16 protein-coding genes are annotated in these 17,266 nt (G+C 74.5%); 13 read left to right on the forward strand and 3 right to left on the reverse strand.

The features are described from left to right. Positions 1–2: 2 nt before the first annotated feature. The gene (locus PP1_RS07345) at positions 3–554 is read left to right on the forward strand and encodes a DUF1707 SHOCT-like domain-containing protein (protein WP_010224192.1); all 552 of its coding nucleotides are present in this window, start codon (positions 3–5) and stop codon (positions 552–554) included. On the opposite strand, the gene PP1_RS07350 is transcribed toward PP1_RS07345, so the two are convergent. Both PP1_RS07350 and PP1_RS07355 read right to left on the reverse strand, forming a co-directional pair. After that, a complete protein-coding gene (locus PP1_RS07350; RefSeq protein WP_060572961.1) occupies positions 555–2,444 on the reverse strand; it encodes a helix-turn-helix domain-containing protein in 1,890 nt (629 codons plus the stop codon). It lies immediately after the preceding gene. Positions 2,445–2,482: 38 nt separating this feature from the next. Beyond that, positions 2,483–3,283, reverse strand: coding sequence for a FadR/GntR family transcriptional regulator (locus tag PP1_RS07355; protein WP_010235943.1), 801 nt, complete (start codon positions 3,281–3,283; stop codon positions 2,483–2,485). A gap of 271 nt (positions 3,284–3,554) precedes the next feature. On the opposite strand from PP1_RS07355, the gene PP1_RS07360 reads away from it, so the two are divergent. The 11 genes from PP1_RS07360 (at position 3,555) to PP1_RS07410 (ending at position 16,344) form a co-directional block, all read left to right on the forward strand. Further along, complete coding sequence (locus PP1_RS07360; protein ID WP_010235941.1) at positions 3,555–4,946, forward strand: MFS transporter; 1,392 nt, start codon at positions 3,555–3,557, stop codon at positions 4,944–4,946. 47 nt (positions 4,947–4,993) lie between these two features. Next, positions 4,994–5,518 (forward strand): MaoC family dehydratase, encoded by a 525-nt coding sequence (locus PP1_RS07365; protein ID WP_033200141.1) that lies wholly within the window; start codon positions 4,994–4,996, stop codon positions 5,516–5,518. Continuing rightward, a complete protein-coding gene (locus PP1_RS07370; RefSeq protein ID WP_010235937.1) occupies positions 5,515–6,720 on the forward strand; it encodes a CaiB/BaiF CoA transferase family protein in 1,206 nt (401 codons plus the stop codon). The genes PP1_RS07365 and PP1_RS07370 overlap by 4 nt, the downstream gene beginning before the upstream one ends. A gap of 1 nt (position 6,721) precedes the next feature. Continuing rightward, complete coding sequence (locus tag PP1_RS07375; protein WP_010235935.1) at positions 6,722–7,885, forward strand: acyl-CoA dehydrogenase family protein; 1,164 nt, start codon at positions 6,722–6,724, stop codon at positions 7,883–7,885. Next, entirely contained in the window at positions 7,882–9,489 is a 1,608-nt protein-coding gene (locus PP1_RS07380; RefSeq protein ID WP_075314084.1) for an amidase, read from the forward strand. Before PP1_RS07375 ends, PP1_RS07380 begins: the two co-directional genes overlap by 4 nt. A gap of 31 nt (positions 9,490–9,520) precedes the next feature. Continuing rightward, positions 9,521–10,903: an MmgE/PrpD family protein gene (locus tag PP1_RS07385; RefSeq protein WP_010224025.1), complete on the forward strand. Its 1,383-nt coding sequence runs from the start codon at positions 9,521–9,523 to the stop codon at positions 10,901–10,903. Continuing rightward, positions 10,896–12,011, forward strand: coding sequence for an LLM class flavin-dependent oxidoreductase (locus PP1_RS07390; protein ID WP_010224027.1), 1,116 nt, complete (start codon positions 10,896–10,898; stop codon positions 12,009–12,011). Before PP1_RS07385 ends, PP1_RS07390 begins: the two co-directional genes overlap by 8 nt. Next, complete coding sequence (gene rutA / locus PP1_RS07395; protein ID WP_010224029.1) at positions 11,966–13,018, forward strand: pyrimidine utilization protein A; 1,053 nt, start codon at positions 11,966–11,968, stop codon at positions 13,016–13,018. The genes PP1_RS07390 and rutA overlap by 46 nt, the downstream gene beginning before the upstream one ends. Before the next feature lie 355 nt (positions 13,019–13,373). Further along, on the forward strand, positions 13,374–14,450 hold the full coding sequence (locus PP1_RS07400) for a TRAP transporter substrate-binding protein (protein ID WP_010224031.1): 1,077 nt from the start codon (positions 13,374–13,376) through the stop codon (positions 14,448–14,450). Next, positions 14,447–15,055 carry a TRAP transporter small permease gene (locus PP1_RS07405; protein ID WP_010224033.1) on the forward strand — a complete coding sequence of 203 codons (609 nt, stop codon included), beginning with the start codon at positions 14,447–14,449 and terminating at the stop codon, positions 15,053–15,055. The genes PP1_RS07400 and PP1_RS07405 overlap by 4 nt, the downstream gene beginning before the upstream one ends. Beyond that, positions 15,055–16,344, forward strand: coding sequence for a TRAP transporter large permease (locus PP1_RS07410; RefSeq protein WP_010224035.1), 1,290 nt, complete (start codon positions 15,055–15,057; stop codon positions 16,342–16,344). Before PP1_RS07405 ends, PP1_RS07410 begins: the two co-directional genes overlap by 1 nt. 12 nt (positions 16,345–16,356) lie before the next feature. Here the strand turns inward: PP1_RS07410 and PP1_RS07415 are convergent, their stop codons facing one another. Next, positions 16,357–16,749 carry a DUF5313 family protein gene (locus PP1_RS07415; RefSeq protein WP_010224037.1) on the reverse strand — a complete coding sequence of 131 codons (393 nt, stop codon included), beginning with the start codon at positions 16,747–16,749 and terminating at the stop codon, positions 16,357–16,359. 38 nt (positions 16,750–16,787) lie between these two features. Here PP1_RS07415 and PP1_RS07420 point away from each other — a divergent pair, with 38 nt between their 5' ends. Next, the gene (locus PP1_RS07420; protein WP_075314083.1) at positions 16,788–17,249 is read left to right on the forward strand and encodes a MarR family winged helix-turn-helix transcriptional regulator; all 462 of its coding nucleotides are present in this window, start codon (positions 16,788–16,790) and stop codon (positions 17,247–17,249) included. Positions 17,250–17,266: the final 17 nt, after the last annotated feature.

Genomic DNA, 17,266 nt, shown 5'->3' on the forward strand with positions numbered 1-17,266 from the left:
GCATGACGTCCTCCGAGGGTCCGATCGCCCCGCGCGACCTGCGCGTCTCGCACGACGAGCGCGAGCACGTGACCGCGCTGCTGGCCCGTCACCACACCGAGGGCAGGCTGACCGCCGACGAGTTCGCGGAGCGGTCCGCGCGGGCGTCGGCCGCGGTGACCCGGGCGGACCTGAACGGCACGGTCGCCGACCTGCCCGGCGCGCTGGACGCCGTCCCCACCCGCGAGGTGCTGGAGCTGACGAACACCGCGGGCGACCTGCGCCGCGGCGGCGAGTGGCTGGTGCCGCCGCGGATCGTCGTGCGGTCGTGGTTCGGCAACGCCCGGCTCGACATGCGCCGGGCCCGGTTCGTCACCGGCGAGGTCGTGATCGAGTGCGACCTGACCTTCGGCAACCTGGAGCTGCGGCTGCCGCCGGAGGCGACCGTCGACGTCGAGGACGTGAGCACCTCGGTCGGCTCGGTCCTCGACCGGCGCGGGGCCGCGGCCGAGCGCGGGGTCCCGCACGTGATCGTCCGTGGCGGCACGCTCATCGGGAACGTCCGGGTCCGGTAGCTACTGCCGGCCCGACGCGCCCAGCCGGTGCAGGCGCAGCGCGAGCTGCACCTCCAGCGACCGCTCCGGGTCCTGCCAGCCGGGCCCGAGCAGCGTGCCGATCCGCTCCAGGCGCTGCGCGACCGTGTTGACGTGGACGTGCAGCCGGGCGGCGGCGCGGGTCGGGCTGGCGCCGGTGGCGTAGTACGCCTCCAGGGTGTGCAGGAGGTCGCTGCCGCGGCGCTCGTCGTGCTCCGCGACCGGGCCGAGGATCCCGTCGACGTACCCGGCGACGTCCGGCCGGTCCCCCAGCAGCAGCCCGGCGAAACCGAGGTCGGCCGCGGCCGCGGACTCGCCGGCGCGGTCCAGCGCCAGCAACGCCTCCGCCGCGCGCCGCGCCTCCCCGAGCGCGGCGTCGGCCCCGTCGGCGGGCCGGAACGGGCCGGCCGCCCCGACGGTGACGCCGGCGTCCGGGTCCTGCTCGGACGACGGCCGGGCCAGCCGGGCGCCGGCCGCGGCCGGGTCGTCGCCGGGCAGCAGGACGACGAGCGCGCCCTCCCGCTCCGCGACCAGGCCGGAGCGCCCGCCCAGCGTCGCCGCCTCGCGGGCCAGCGCGCGTCGCCGCGCCGGGTGGGAGCGGCACACCAGCAGCAGGTGCGGCCGGTGGACCGACACCCCGAGGGCGGCGAGCCGGGCCAGCGTCGCCGGGCGCGGCGGGCCCGCGGCGCCGAGCAGCTCGGCGAGGCCGTCGGCGCGGTCGAGCCGGTCGGCCTCGTCGGCGCGCTGGGTGAACAGGAGCACCAGCGCCGTCACCATCGCCGCCCGCTCCACGGTGCGGACCTGCGCCGGCGACAGCTCCGCCGGTCCGGGCCCGCGCCCGCCACCGATGCCGCCCAGCAGCAGGGTGCCCAGCCGCTGGCCACCCGCGACGACCGCGACCACCCGGGCCCCGCCCGCGCACGGCACGGTGACGGGCCTGCCCGCACCGTCACCGCCCCGCTCGTCGTCGGCGCGGCGCAGGGCGGCGGCGACGTCGAGGTCCGGCGGGACCGGCCCGTACCGGGCGGCGGGCGTCCCGTCGAGGTCCACGACGGTGACCCAGCCACCGAGCAGCCTGCCCAGCGCCTCGGCGATGTCCCCGACGTCACCGCCCTCCAGCACGACGCCGGCGAACCGGTCGTGCGCGTCGGCGGCCTCCGCGATCGCCGCGTGCGCCCCCCGCAGCGCCTCCAGGGTCGCCGCGGTGTCGGCGAGCCGGCGGGTCTGCACCAGCGAGACGGCGGCGAGCGCGGCGAGCGAGCCGAGCAGCGCCACGTCGTCGGGGGTGAAGGGGCGGGCCGAGCGGTTGGCGGCGAACAGCACGCCGACGAATTCGTCGTCGACCAGCAGCGGGGTGCCGCAGATCGCGACGATCCCCTCCTCCCCCACCGCGGTGTCGATCGCCTCGGTGTGCCGGTAGCGGTCGTCGCCGGCGTAGCGGCCGGTCCAGTGCGGGGTGCGGCTGGCCGCGACCAGCCCGCCGAGGCCGGCACCGAGCGGGAGGCGCAGCGTCTGGAACCGGCGGGACACCGAGCCCGAGGTGACCCGCATGTAGGTGTCGCCGTGCTCGGCGTCGTAGAGGGTCAGGTAGGCGACGTCGGTGCCCAGCAGGGCCCGCGCCCGCCGGACGATGGTGTCCAGTACCGAGCCGGTGTCGGACTCCGAGGCCAGGTCCCGCGCGATCCCGACGAGTGCGGCGAGCTCCGACTCGCGGCGGCGGCCGGCGTCCATGGCGGCCAGGACCCGCAGGGCGAGCGCGCCGGCCTCCGGCTCGGAGGCGAGCTCGGCGGCGGCGCGCTCCAGCTCGTCGGCGGAGGCGTCACCGTCGGCCCGCTCGGCGAGCAGCCGGAGCAGGTCGAGGACGGTGCGCACGCCGCCATCCTGCCGTGCGCGCGCCGGGCCGGGCCGGTTCAGCCGGACTTCCAGGCCCCGGGGCGGGCGTAGAGCTCGCGCAGGTCGAGCAGGTGGTTCCGCATCGCCTCCTCCGCCTCGGCCGCCTCGCCCCGGGCGATGTGCTCGGTGATCTCGGCGTGGCAGGCGTCGACCTCGGCCCACCGCTCCGCCGCGACCGCGCCGCGGTCCAGCCGGGTGCGCAGGACGTCGCCGACCGGCTGGCCCATCATCGTGAGCATCAGGTTCCCGGTGGCCATGAGCACCGTGGTGTGGAAGTCCATGTGCTCGACGAAGCCACTCGGGTCGCGCGGGTCGCGCGGTGCCGCAGCGGCGGTGCGCAACGCCTCGACGGTCTCCGGGGCGGCCCGCTGGGCGGCGAGCCGGGCGGCAGCCGGCTCCAGCAGGAGCCGGGCCTCGAGGAGGTCGGCCATGCCCAGGCGCGGGGTCGCGACCAGCACCCCGAGCGCGCCGCCGACGTCCTCGACGAGCCGGGCCGGGTCGGGGGCGGCGACGAAGGACCCACCCTGCACGCCCCGCCGGGTGTCGATCAGGTGCTGGCTGGCCAGCACCCGCAGCGCCTCGCGGACCGTGGACCGGCTGACACCGAACATGCCGGTCAGCTCGCTCTCCGCGGGCAGCCGGGCGCCGGGTGCGAGCGAGCCGCGCATGATCTGCGTGCGCAGCTCGTCGGCGACCTGGCGGTAGGCCGGGCGGACCCGCTGGACCTGCAGCCGCGCCGTCGGCGGCCGGGCCGCGGAGGGCGACGACCCACCGGCGGGCGCGGCCGCACGGCCCGGCTGCTCCGGGGTCGGGCTCATGGGTCACGCTCCGCGGATCGGGCTCACCGGCGCGGCGGGCGCCGCGCCGGAGGGACGAGCGTACCGACCCGGCGCCGGTCGCACCGGACCTCCGGGTGAAAACATCCGACCGATCGACGGCGACCCCTGTCCAGGTCCCCGCAGGCCGCCGAGCAACCCTTGCGACCCTAAGTGTCTGACGTTTACGGTCCGAGGGTGCCCGCCGGGGCGCCCTCCGCAGCGGTGCGGAGCCCGGCGACCGCGCGACGACGCGCGCCGAGGGGAGTTCACGATGACCACCGGCCCACCCGACACGCACGGCCCGGCCCGCACGGAGCACGGCCCGCCGGATCCCGCGGCGCGGCTCGACCGGATCCCCGTCATCACCCCGAGCCATCGGCGGTGGGTGGGACTGCTCGGCTTCCTGTTCGTGTTCGACCTGGTCGACCTCAACTCCTTCGCCTACGCCGCGCCGGCCCTGCGCACCGAGTGGGGGCTGTCCGTCGGCGGCGTCGGGGTGATCACCTCCGCCGGGTTCGTCGGGATGTTCGTCGGCGCGATCGTCGGCGGGCGGCTCTCGGACCGCTTCGGACGGCGTCCGGTGCTGATCGGCGCGGTCTTCTTCTACTCGCTGTTCTCGCTGCTCAGCGCGTTCGCACCGGGGCCGTGGTCGCTCGGCGTACTGCGGGTGCTGACCGGGTTCGGGCTCCAGGCCATGACGGGCGTGCTGCTGGTCTGGGTGAGCGAGATGTTCCCGCGGGCGCTGCGCGGCCGGTACCAGGCGCTGCTGCTCGCGATCGGCCTGGCCGGGGTCCCGATCGCGGCCTGGGTGGCCCGGCTGGTGGTGCCGCTCGGGCCCGGTGCCTGGCGGTGGATCTTCGTCGTCGGCGCGCTCGGCGCGGTCGGCGGCCTGGTCGCCCTGCGCGTGCTGCCGGAGTCGATCCGCTGGCGCTCGGCCCACGGCCGGCCGGTCGACGACCGCGAGGAGGCCCTGATCGCCCGCATCGAGCGGGAGGCCCGTGAACGCACCGGCGCCGATCTCCCGGAACCGGTCGTCGAACCGCCGGTCGCCCGCGGCAGCGTGACCGAGCTGCTGCGTGGGGCGATGCTGCGCCGCACCGTCGTCGCGTCGGGGGCGTGCGTCTTCCTGATCCTCTCGTTCTACGGCTTCAGCTCGTGGGTGCCGACCCTGCTCGTCGAGCGCGGCTACACCACCGCGGAGAGCCTGACCTTCGCCTCGGTGCTCGCGATCGCCGCGGTCCCCGGCGCGCTGCTGGCGATGCCGGTGATCGACCGCTTCGAACGGCGCTCGGTGATCCTGGTGCTGCAGGTCGCGGTGGCCGCCCTGCTGATCGGGTTCGGCCTGTCCGACGACCCGGTCGCCATCGTGGTGTGCGGGTTCGGCGCGGCAATGCTCATGCAGACCGGCGTGGCGACGCTCTACACCTACATCGCCGAGGTGTTCCCGCTGCACCTGCGCGGCCTCGGCTCCGGCATCGCCAACGGCTCGGGCCGCCTCGCGGGCGTCGCGGGCGGCCTGCTCGTCGCCTCGATCTACTCCGGCGCCGGCCTCGCCGCCGTCTACGTCTACCTGGCGGTGGCGGCCCTGCTCCTCGGCCTGGTGATGGTCCTGTTCGGCGAGCGCACGACCAACCGGCGACTCGAGGACATCGAGCGCACATGACCGGAACGCACGACACGCACCACCGCACGGACGGAGGAGACGCACAGGTGACGATCAAGCAGGGGTGGCAGGGCCGGTTCTACGAGGACTTCGAGGTCGGCGACGTCTACCAGCACCCGCTCGGCCGCACGATCAGCGAGACGGACAACACCTGGTTCACGCTGCTCACGATGAACACCAACCAGGCGCACTTCAACGCGCAGGTCGGTGAGTCCTCGGAGTTCGGGCGGATGCTGGTGGTCTCGCCGCTGACGATCGCGATCGCGATGGGTCAGTCGGTCACCGACACCTCGCAGAACGCGTTCGCCAACCTCGGGGTGGACGGGCTGCGGCTGACCGCGCCGGTGTTCGTCGGCGACACGATCTGGTCCGAGTCGATCGTGCTGGAGAAGCGGGAGTCCGGGTCGCGGCCGGGGGCGGGCATCGTGAAGGTCCGTACCCGCACGCTCAACCAGGACGCCGTCGAGGTGCTGACCTTCACCCGCGCCTTCTACGTGCACAAGGCGGACGCCGACCGGGCCGCGTCCCTGTTCCCGCAGGCCGCCACGCCGCTCACGCTGGAGGACTCGTGAGACCGCTGGAGGACGTCCGGATCATCTCCCTGGAGCAGTACGGCGCCGGCCCGTTCGGGTCGATGCACCTCGCCGAGCTCGGCGCGGAGATCATCAAGATCGAGGACCCGGCCGCGGGCGGCGACGTCGGCCGGACCATCCCGCCCTACACCGCCGGCGCGGACTCGCTGTTCTTCCAGTCGTTCAACCGGGACAAGTCCTCGATCACCCTCGACGTCCGCACGGCGGAGGGGCGGGCGGTGTTCCACGACCTCGTCCGGACCGCCGACGCCGTGTACTCGAACCTGCGCGGCGACGTCCCGGCGAAGCTGGGCATCCGCTACGACGACCTCAAGGAGGTCAACCCGCGGATCGTCTGCTGCTCGCTGACCGGGTTCGGGATGACCGGCCCCCGCTCGGAGGAGCCCGGCTACGACTACGTGCTGCAGGCCCTCGGCGGCTGGATGTCGCTGACCGGCGAGCCGGGCGGGGCGCCGCAGAAGACCGGCCCGTCGCTCGTCGACTACTGCGGCGGTTACGTGGCGGCGATCTCGCTGCTGGGCGCGATCCACGGCGCACGGCGCGACGGCGTCGGCACCGACTGCGACCTGTCGCTCTACGACACCGCGGTCAGCCTCCTCACCTATCCGGCGACCTGGCACATGACCGCCGGGTACTCCCCGGCCCGCACCCGGCACTCGGCGCACCCGTCGCTGGTGCCGTTCCAGGCGTTCGAGGCCTCCGACGGCTGGCTGGTCGTGGGCTGCGCGAAGGAGAAGTTCTGGCAACGGCTCACCGTCGTGCTGGAGCGTCCCGACCTGGCGGCCGACCCGCGGTTCGCCACGTTCGCCGACCGGGCCGAGCACCGCGACGAGCTGGTGCCCGAGCTGGAGCGGCTGTTCCGCACCCGCACCGTCGCCGACTGGCTGGCCCCGATGTACGCGGCGTCGATCCCGTGCGCCCCGGTCCGCGACGTCGCCGGCGCGCTGACCGACCCGCACACCCTCGAGCGGGACCTGATCGCCGAGACCGACCACGACGCGTTCGGCCGGATCCGGAGCCTGCGCAGCCCCGTCCGCGTCGGACCGCCCGGCGACGACCGCGCCCCGACGAGGCCGGCCCCCGCGATGGGCGCCGACACCGACCGGGTCCTGCGCGAACTCGGCTACGACGACACCACGATCACCACGCTCCGCGAGTCCGGCGCGCTGGGGAAGGACTGAGATGGACTTCCGGTTCACCGACGAGCAGCGCCTGTTCCGGGACACGCTGCGCAGCTTCGTCGACAAGGAGATCGTGCCGGTGGCGCGGGAGTGGGAGCACTCCGGCCGCTACCCGACCGAGATCGTCGAGGGGATGAAGCAGCTCGGGCTGTTCGGGCTCGCCGTCCCCGAGGAGCACGGCGGCCTGGGCGCCGACACCGTCTCGTTCGGGCTCGCGTTCGAGGAGATCTCCCGGGGCTGGATGGGCATCGCCGGGATCCTGGGCAGCCACTCGGTGTCCTGCTTCATGCTGGCCCGGCACGGCACCGAGGAGCAGAAGCAGCGCTACCTGCCCGACCTCGCGAGCGGCACCCGGCGCACCGGTATCGCGCTCACCGAGCCCGGCGCGGGCACCGACCTGCAGGGCATCCGCACCACAGCGCGCCGCGACGGGGACGACTACGTCGTCAACGGCACCAAGATGTGGATCACCAACGCGCGGCACGCCGACCCGCTGCCGGTGCTGGTCAAGACCGACCCGTCGGCGGAGCCCGCGCACAAGGGCATGAGCATCCTGCTGGTCGAGGCGGACTCCCCCGGGTTCGAGGTCACCGCCGACATCGGCAAGCTCGGCTACAAGGGCACCGAGTCCTGCGAGGTCGTGCTCACCGACGTCCGGGTCCCCGCCTCCCAGCTGCTCGGCGGCGTCGAGGGCCGCGGGCTGCAGCAGGCACTGTCGTCGCTGGAGACCGGCCGGATCAACATCGCGGCGCGCAGTGTCGGGATCGCCCAGCGCGCCTACGACGAGGCCCTGAACTACGCCCGCGAGCGCACCGCGTTCGGCCGCCCGATCGGCGAGTTCCAGGCCGTCGAGCAGCGGCTGGCCCAGATCGCGGTGCGGCTGCAGGCCGCCCGCCTGATGACCTACTGGGCGGCGTCCCGGATGGACGACGGCGTCCGGATGGACACCGAGTCCGGCATGGCCAAGATCTTCGCCTCCGAGCAGGCGCTGGAGTGCGCGATCGACTCGATGCGCATCCACGGCGGCTACGGCTACTCCACCGAGTTCGAGATCGAGCGGCTCTACCGCGACGCCCCGCTGATGTCGATCGGCGAGGGCACCAACGACGTGCTGCGCGGTGTCGTCGCGAAGGCGCTGCTGTCCGGGAAGGCGACCGTGCGGTGACCTCGGCCGACGACCTCGGGGTGCTCGGGGCGCTCGCCGCGCGGCTGGGCTACGCGCTGGAGCCGGACCAGGTCGCCGCGATGGGCGAGGCGGTGGCCGGCACCGAGCCGGTCGCCGCCGCCCTGCGGGAGATCCCGGTCCCGGCGGTGGCGGCGGACCCGGCCGCCGGTGACGCCTGGCTGCTCCCGCCGCCCGCCGGCGCCGGTGCGCCACCCGCGGACGACCCGCTGGCGGCCGCGCTGCGGGAGGCGTGGTCCGGCCGGGTGCCGGAGTCGCTCGACCGCCTCGAACGCCTGCACGCCGAGCTGAACTGCACGATCCGGGTGCTGCGCGAGCGCGCGCTCGCCCACCGCGAGCCCGCGGGCGGACCGCGCCCCCTGGAGGGCGTGCCCTTCGCGGTCAAGGACGTCATCGACGTCGCCGGGGTCCCGACGACGGCCGCCTCCCGCACCCGCGCCGGCGCCGCCCCCGCGGCGGAGTCGGCGACGGTCGTCGCCCGGCTGGAGGCGGCCGGGGCGGTCCCGGTGTCGAAGGACGCGACGACCGAGTTCGCCGTCGGTGGGCCGCACCCGCCGCTCACCGGGGCCTGCCGCAACCCGTGGGACCCCGAACGCTGGGCGGGCGGCTCGTCGACCGGCACCGCGGCCGCGGTCGCCGCCGGGGTGGTGCCGTTCGGCCTGGGCACCGACGTCGGCGGCTCGGTCCGGCTGCCCGCCGCCTGGTGCGGGCTCACCGGGCTCAAGCCCACCGCGGGGGCGATCCCGCGGACCGGGTCGGTGCCGCTGTCCTGGACCACCGAGACCATCGGCCCGCTGGCCCGCGACGCCCGCACCGCCGGGCTCGTCCTCGGTCTGCTCCGGGGCCCGGACGGGCGGGACCCCCGGGTCCCGGAGCTCCCACCCCTCCCCCCGACGGGCGTCCCGGCCGACCTGCGCGGCCTGCGGGTCGCGCGGCCCGGCGGCTACCTCACCGAGCTGTGCGACTCCGCGGTCCGCGCGGGCGTGGACCACCTCGTCGACGTGCTCACCGACGCCGGCGCGGAGATCGTGCCCGGGGAGATCCCGTCCGCGCACCGGGCACTGCCGATCGGCTACCAGCTCGTGTTCACCGAGGCCGCCGCGGTGCACCGGGCCGACGCCGGCCACTGGGACGGCTACGACCCGGTGACGGTGCGCCGGATCAGCCAGGGCATCACCACCCCGGCCGCGGACTACCTGCGGGCGCTGCACTTCCGGGCCGAGCTGCAGCGCGAGCTCGACGCGGTGTTCGCCGGGGCCGACCTGATCGTCGTCCCGACGACCCCGGCGACCGCGCCGCGGCTGCCGGACTGCACCGTCGTCGTCGACGGCGAGCGCTACCCGCTCTACGCGGCGCAGTCGCGCGCCACGATGCTCGGCAACCTCACCGGCGCACCCGGCCTGGCGCTGCCCACCGGGCTCGCCCCGGACGGCTGCCCGGTCTCCGCGCTCCTGATCGCCCGCCCGCACGACGAGATCACCGCGCTGCGCGTCGCGGCGCTGTTCCAGGACCGCACCGACCACCACCGCCGCCGGCCGCCGATCGCAGACCGGATCGGCGGGCCCTTCCCATCCGAATACGTCTGACCTAACCTCGCCCTCGATCCGGAGGTCACCGATGACCGCAGTGCAGGCACCCACCCTGGCCGGGAGGGTCGGCGAGTTCGCCGCCCGGGCCGACCTCGACGACGTCCCGCAGGAGGTGCTCGAACGGGCCCGCCACCTGGTGCTGGACGCCGTCGGCCTGGCGTTCGCCTCCACCGCCTATCCCTTCCCCGGCGTCGCGCTGCAGGCGCTGACCGCCTTCGGCGGAGCCGGTGAGCAGCCGGTGCTCGGCATGTCCGAGCGGCTCCCCGCCCGCGACGCCGCCGTGCTCAACGGCGTGCTGATCCACGGGATGGACTTCGACGACACCCACATCCCGGCCGTCACCCACGTCTCGGCGGCCGCGCTGCCCGCCGCGCTGGCGGCCGCGATCTCCCGCGGCGCCGACACCCGGACCCTGCTGCTGGCCTACGTGCTCGGCGTCGAGGTCTCGGCCCGGGTCGGGATCGGCGGTGCGGGCGGGTTCCACGACGTCGGCTTCCACCCGACCGCCGTCGCCGGGGCGTTCGGCGCCGCCGTCGCCGCGGGCCGGGTGTCCGGTCTGGACGCCGCCGGGATCACCCGGGCGCAGGGCGTCGTCGGGTCGATGAGTGCGGGCCTGCTCGAGTTCCTCGCCGACGGGTCGTGGACGAAGCGCCTCCACCCGGGCTGGGCGGCGATGTCCGGGCTGACCGCCGCCGGGTTCGCGTCGGCGGGCTGGAGCGGACCGCCCGCCGTCTACGAGGGCCGGTTCGGGCTCTACAACACCCACCTCGCCGGCCGGGAGACCCGGCCCGAGGCCGTCGGCGCGGAGCTGGGCGAGACCTGGGAGCTGATGCGGACGGCCGTGAAGCCGTACCCGATCTGCCACTTCATCCACGCCTTCGCCGACGCGGCGCTGCTGCTGCGCGAGGAGATCGGCGACACCACGATCCGCGAGATCCGCTGCGCGATCCACCCGGTGCCGGGCAAGGTCGTCTGCGAGCCGCCCGAGGCCAAGTGGGCCCCGCGCGACGAGTACGACGCCAAGTTCAGCCTCCCCTACGTCGTCGCCACCGCCCTGACCCGCGGCCGCTTCACCCTCGCCGAACTGGAGGACGACGCGCTGGCCGACCGCGCCGTGCTGGACCTCGCCCAGAAGGTGCGGGTCTCCGACGACCCGGACAGCGGGTTCCCGGCGGCCTACTCGGGCGCGGTGGAGATCGAGCTGGCCGACGGCCGGGTGCTGCGGCACCGCGAGCAGGTCAACCGGGGCCACGAGGACCGGCCGCTCACCAACGACGAGATCGCCGCGAAGTTCCGGGACACGATCGGCCGGGTCGCCCCGGACGCCGTCGCCGACCGGGTGCAGGCCGCGGTGCTCGGCCTGGGCGACGGCACCCCGGCCGCGGACTTCGCCGAGGCGTGCCGTGGCTGACCGGCCGGTGGAGGTCGGGGTCTTCCTGACCCACCAGCAGCCCGCGGGCCGCGACCCGCTCGTCGCGCTCGACGAGCAGCTGCGGCTCGTGCGGGCCGCGCGCGACGGCGGGCTCGACTCGGTGTTCGCCGGCCAGCACCACCTGCCCGAGTCGTTCTCCCACATCCAGCCGCTGCCGTGGCTGGCCCGGCTCGCCGCCGACGCCGGTGACATGCGGATCGGTACCGGCATCCACCTGCTGGCACTGCACAACCCGGTGGACACCGCGGAGAACTTCGCCGGGCTCGACGTCGTCGCCGGGGGCCGGTCGGTGTTCGGCGTCGGCCTCGGCTACCGGGAGACCGAGTACGCCGCGTTCGGGATCCCGCCCGGGGAGAAGGTCCGCCGGTTCACCGAGAACCTGCGGATCGTGCGGGAGCTGTGGTCGGGCGAGCCGGTGCACGCCGACGTCCCGTGGTGCCGGCTGGACGGCGTGCGCGCGACGAACCTGCCGGCGTCGTCGCCGCCGGTGTGGATGGCCGCCAACTCCGACGGCGCCGTCCGCCGCGCGGCGCGGCTCGCCGACACCTGGATGATCAACCCGCACGCGACCGCCTCGACCGTGCGGCGCCAGCTGGAGCTGTTCCACGCCGAGCGGGCCGCGCACGGCCGCGGCCCGGTCGGCGAGCTCCCGCTGATGCGCGAGGTCTACTGCGCGCCGACCCGGGAGCGCGCGCTCGAGCTGGCCCGGCCGTACCTGGCGGCGAAGTACGAGGTCTACGCCGACTGGGGCCAGGACCGTGTCCTGCCCGGAAACGAGTCGTTCCGGGCCGGTTACGACGACCTCGCACAGGACAGGTTCGTGGTGGGCTCGCCGGAGGACTGCCTCGCGGCGCTGCTCCCCTGGCGCGACGAGATCGGCGTCGACCGTTTCGTGCTCCGCACCGACTGGGCGGGCATGCCGGTCGACGACGCCCTCGCCTCGCTCGACCTGCTCGCCCGCGAGGTCGCCCCGGTACTGCGTTCCACACCCGCCGTCCGGCCCGCCGCGGCCGGCCCCGCCTCCGACCGGAAGGACTCCCCGTGGACTTCGGCGTCTTCATCCCCATCGGCAACAACGGCTGGCTGATCTCGGAGAACAGCCCCCAGTACATGCCGTCGTTCGACCTGAACAAGCGGGTCGTCCAGGAGGCGGAGCGGCAGGGCTTCGCCTTCGCCCTCTCGATGATCAAGCTGCGCGGCTTCGGCGGGAAGACCGAGTTCTGGGACCACAACCTGGAGTCGTTCACGCTGATGGCCGGGCTCGCCGCGGTCACCGAGCGGATCAAGCTCTACGCCTCCACCGCGGTCCTCACACTGCCGCCGGCGCTGGTCGCCCGGATGGCGACGACGATCGACTCGATCGCGCCGGGCCGGTTCGGCATCAACATCGTCTCCGGCTGGGCCAAGGGCGAGTACGACCAGATGGGCCTGTGGCCCGGCGACGACTACTTCGGCTACCGCTACGACTACTCCACCGAGTACGTGCAGGTGCTGCGCGACCTGTTCGAGAAGGGCCGCTGCGACCTGCAGGGCGAGCACTTCACGATGAACGACTGCGTGCTCTCGCCGCGGCCGTCGGGGCACGTGGACATCGTGTGTGCCGGGCAGTCCGACCGCGGGATGCGGATGGTCGCCGAGTACGGGGACTACAACTTCGTGCTCTCCCCCGGGGTCAACGACCCGGAGGTCTACCGGGAGTCCACCCAGCGCCTCGCCAAGGCGGCCGAGACCACCGGGCGCGACGTCGGCTCGCTGCCGCTGTTCATGGCGATCATGGCCGAGACCGACGAGGAGGCCCAGGCGAAGTGGGCGTCCTACAACGCCGGTGCGGACGCCGCCGCCCTGGGCTACATGTCCGACGAGGGCGGCAAGGACGCCACCGCGGACGGCTCCGGCACCGCCCGGACGATCAACCTCCCGGAGGGCGCGGTCAACTTCAACATGGCCACCCTCGTGGGCAGCTACGAGACGGTCGCCCGGCAGATCGACCAGGTCGCCACGATGCCCGGGGTGAAGGGGATGATGTTCACCTTCGACGACTTCGAGCAGGGCGTGCACGACTTCGGCACGAAGGTGAAGCCGCTGCTGGGCTGAGGTCCTGCGGCTCCTCTCCCCCGTGACACGGCCGGGCCGGTGGACTCACCGGCCCGGCCGTTCGGCGCGCACCCATACGTCTGATGTTTTCCCGAATCGAACCGCTGCGCACGCAGCCGCCACCGCAGAATGCCCGGCTCAAAACATCTGATGATTCTTGATCCGATATGCCCGATCGTGCGAGGCTGGCTGTGACGCCGAGCACGGGCCCACCGGTCCGTGCCACCGTCCGGCCGTAGCCGTCCGGGGCGGGCGTCGCGGGGGCCCACCCGGCACGCGCCGGGACACCGGCGTCCCGCGCCGCCGTCCACCCCGCCCGGCGCGCCGGTGGACGACGCCGAAGGGGAACCGTTCGATGACAAGGCTGGGCAACGGAGCCGGGCTGCTGGCGGGCTCGCTCGCCGCGGCGGCCGCGCTGGTCGCCGGGTGCGCACCCGCACCGGGGGATCCCGGGCCGGACGCGGCACGCACGCTCGTGGTCGCCGACTCCTACCCGGTGTCGCATCCCGCCTCGCGGGACGGCATCGTGCACTTCACCGACCGGGTGACCGAGCTGACCGGCGGGGCCGTCGGTTTCGACTACTTCCCGTCCGAGCAGCTGGGCAAGGCCACCGACTACGTCAAGCTCGTCGCCGGGGGCGCCGTCGACATCGGCGTGGTCTCCCCGCCCTACCTGTCGGACAAGCTCCCGCTGTCCAACGTGGGCGACCTCCCCGGGCTCAGCGGGGACTCCTGCACCACCGCGCGCGCCGTCAGCGAGCTGACCCGCGAGGGCGGGATCCTCTACGAGGAGGAGTTCGCCCCGCGCGGGCTGCGGCCGCTGTTCGTCGGCGTCGTCCCGCAGTACGAGCTGTTCACCAACGGCCCGGTCACCGACCCGGACCAGGCGGCCGGGCTGCTGACCCGCTCCCCCGGCGGCGTCGTCGACCAGACCCTCGGCCACCTGGGCGCCACCCCCGTCTCGATCGCCGGGCCGGAGGTCTACGAGGCGATGTCCCGCGGCACCGTCGACGCGATGACGCTGCCGCCGATGAGCGCGGTCCCCTACCGCCTCGACGAGGTCGCCTCGCACGCCACCGAGGGCGCCCCCCTCGGCGGGTTCACCCTCACCTTCTCGATCTCCGAGTCCCTCTGGCAGGAGCTGCCCGAGCCGCAGCGGGAGGCGATGCGCGTCGCCGGCGACGAGACCGTCGGCCACCTGTGCGACGAGATGACCCGGGAGACCGAGGAGGCCCGGGCGGAGCTCGAGGCCGGCGGGATGACCTTCACCTCGCTGACGCCAGCCCAGCAGGCCCGCTGGCAGCAGAAGGTCGCCGAGGTCCGCGCCGACTGGGTCACCGGCATGGAGGACCGGGGCAAGCCCGGCCGGGCCGTCCTCACCGCGATGGAACAGGCGCTGACCCGGGCCGGGAACGCGGAGGCGGCACGATGAGCGCGCCGGAGCGGGGCCCCGCCGACCGCCTGCTGCGGACCGCCGAGAACGTCCTCGCCGCCGTCGGGCTGTCCGGCCTGGCGGCCACCGGCGTGCTGATCGTCGTCGACGTCGCGCTGCGCTACCTCGTCGGGGCGCCGCTGTCGTGGTCGGTCGGCTTCGTCGGCGACTACGCGCTGATCGGGCTCTTCTTCCTCGGGCTGTCCTACACGGTGCGCGAGGGCGCGCACGTCCGGATCGACCTGGTGTACACCCGGCTCGGCCCCGGCGGGCGTCGCGCACTGGACCTGCTCGGGCCGCTGCTGACCGCGGTGTTCCTGGCCCTGGTCGGCTACGGCGGGCTGGTCCTGACCCTGGACGCCGCCCGGTTCGGCGACGCCCCGCTCGCGGGCGCGTCCGAGCTGTCCTGGCCGGTGTGGACGTCGGCGGTGATGGTGCCGCTCGGCGCCGGGCTGGCCGTGCTGCGCTCCCTGCACACCCTCGTGACCGTGGCCCGTCACGGCACCGGCGGCGACACCCGCGACGACACCCACAGCGACACCCACGACACCGACGACGCCCCCGACACCCCCGCCCGCCCCGTGACCGCGGAGGAGACGCACTGATGGTCCTCGCCGGAGTGCTGGTCCTGCTCTTCGCCCTGCTCCTGATCCGGGTGCCGGTCGGCATCGCGATCGGCCTGAGCGGCGTGGTCGGCCTGCTCGCGCTGGGCGGCCCGGAGACGGCCGTCGGGTTCCTGCAGACGACGCCCTACACCGCGGTCTCGGCGTACACGCTGGCCGCGATCCCCCTGTTCATCCTGATGGCACAGCTCGTGCTGAAGAGCGGCGTGACGACCGAGCTGTTCGAGGCGGCCCGGATCTGGGTCGGGCGGGTCCCCGCCGGGCTCGGGGTGGCGACGACGACCACGGGTGCCACCTTCGCGGCCGTCTCCGGGTCGAGCACCGCCGCGGCCGCCGCACTGGCCTCGACGACCGTCCCCGAGATGGAGCGGCAGAACTACGACCGCACGCTCGCCGGCGGTCTCGTCGCCGTCGTCGGGACCCTCGCCGCGATGGTGCCGCCGAGCATCATCCTGGTCTTCTACGCGATCCTCGCCGAGGTCAGCGTCGGCCAGATGCTGGTCGCGGGCCTGGTGCCCGGCCTCCTCGTCACCCTGACCATCATCGTCACCACGCTGGTCCTGGTCCGCCGGAACCCGGAGCGGGCACCGGCCGGGCAGCGGCACACGATGGCCGAGAAGATCCGGACGATCCCGGTGCTCGGTCCGGTCGCCGTGCTCTTCCTCCTCGTCGTGGGCTCGATCTACTTCGGGCTGACCACGCCGACCGAGTCCGCGGGCCTCGGCGTCGCGGGGGCGCTGGCGATCGGGCTCGCGCGCCGCCGGCTGGACCTCGCCCGGATCCGGGAGGCGCTGGTCGAGACGCTGACCTCGACCGCGATGATCCTGCTGATCATCTCGTCGGCGTACCTGTTCGGCTACTTCATGACGCTGACCGGGATCACCGTGACGCTGGTCGAGGCGATCGGCGGCATCGCGGCACCACCGCTGCTGATCTTCGCGCTGATCGCGGTCGTCTACCTGGTGCTGGGCGCGTTCCTCGACCAGCTCGCGATCCTCGCGCTCACCGTGCCGGTGGTGCTGCCGCTGATCGAGCAGCTCGGCTTCGACCCGATCTGGTTCGGCGTGCTGGTCATCCTGCTCGCCGAGATCGGGCTGGTCACGCCGCCGCTCGGGATGAACGTGTTCATCGTGTCGAGCTCGACCGGCCGCCCGGCCGAGGAGATCTTCGTGGGGGTCCTGCCCTACGTGCTCGGCCTGCTCGTGCTGGTGGTGCTGCTCGCCGCGGTGCCGGGCATCGTGATGTGGCTGCCGGAGACGATGGCGGGCTGACCCGGGCCGGGCTCAGCTGCGCCAGCGGCGCTCGTAGCGCTCGCGCGCCGCGTCCCGCTCGTCCGCGCCGGCCTCGGCGCGGACGGCGGCGGCGTGCCCGACCGGGTAGCCGGCCTTCACCACCCGGTGCTCGGCCGACTCGTACATGTAGGCGACCGAGTAGAAGTAGCCCAGCAGGGCACCCGCCAGCACCGACAGCGCCCGGACGTACACCGGTCCCGGGATGAGCAGGTACAGGGCCACCCCGATCGGCAGCAGCTGCACCGTGACCCGCACGAGGTGGCGCAGCTGCCAGGTCGGCACCGTCACGTCGTGCAGCACCCAGGTGCGGTGCCGGTCCGGCAGTCCCGCGCCGAAGACGTAGAGCAGCCAGCGCAGCGGGCCGGGACGGTGCGGCTCGTCCACTGTTGGTCCCCCAATCCTTGGTGCACCAACAATGTACGATGCCGGTCGTGGAGGCCGCATCCCCGGGTGACCAGGACGACCTGCTGAAGCTGGACCGGCAGGTGTGCTTCGCCCTGGCCGTCGCCGCGCGGAACGTGATCGCGCTCTACCGGCCGCTGCTCGAGCCGATGGGGCTGACCCACCCGCAGTACCTGGTGATGCTCGCGCTCTGGGAGCGGTCGCCGCGGTCCGGCGGTGAGCTGGCACGCGAGCTGGCCCTCGACCCGGGCACGCTGTCGCCGCTGCTCAAACGCCTGGAGGCGGCCGGGTTCCTGGAGCGCAGGAGGGTGCCCGGCGACGAGCGGACCCTCGCGGTGACGCTGACGGCGGCCGGGCGCGACCTGCGGCGCGAGGCCGAGGCGATCCCGCCCGCGATCGTCGAGCGGCTGGGCATGCCGCCGGCCGAGCTGGAGGACCTCCGCGCCGTGCTCGACCGTGTGATCCGGGCGTCCCGGGACTGACCGTCCCGCCACCGGGC

Source organism: Pseudonocardia sp. P1, from assembly GCF_000178675.2.
Taxonomy (GTDB): domain Bacteria; phylum Actinomycetota; class Actinomycetes; order Mycobacteriales; family Pseudonocardiaceae; genus Pseudonocardia.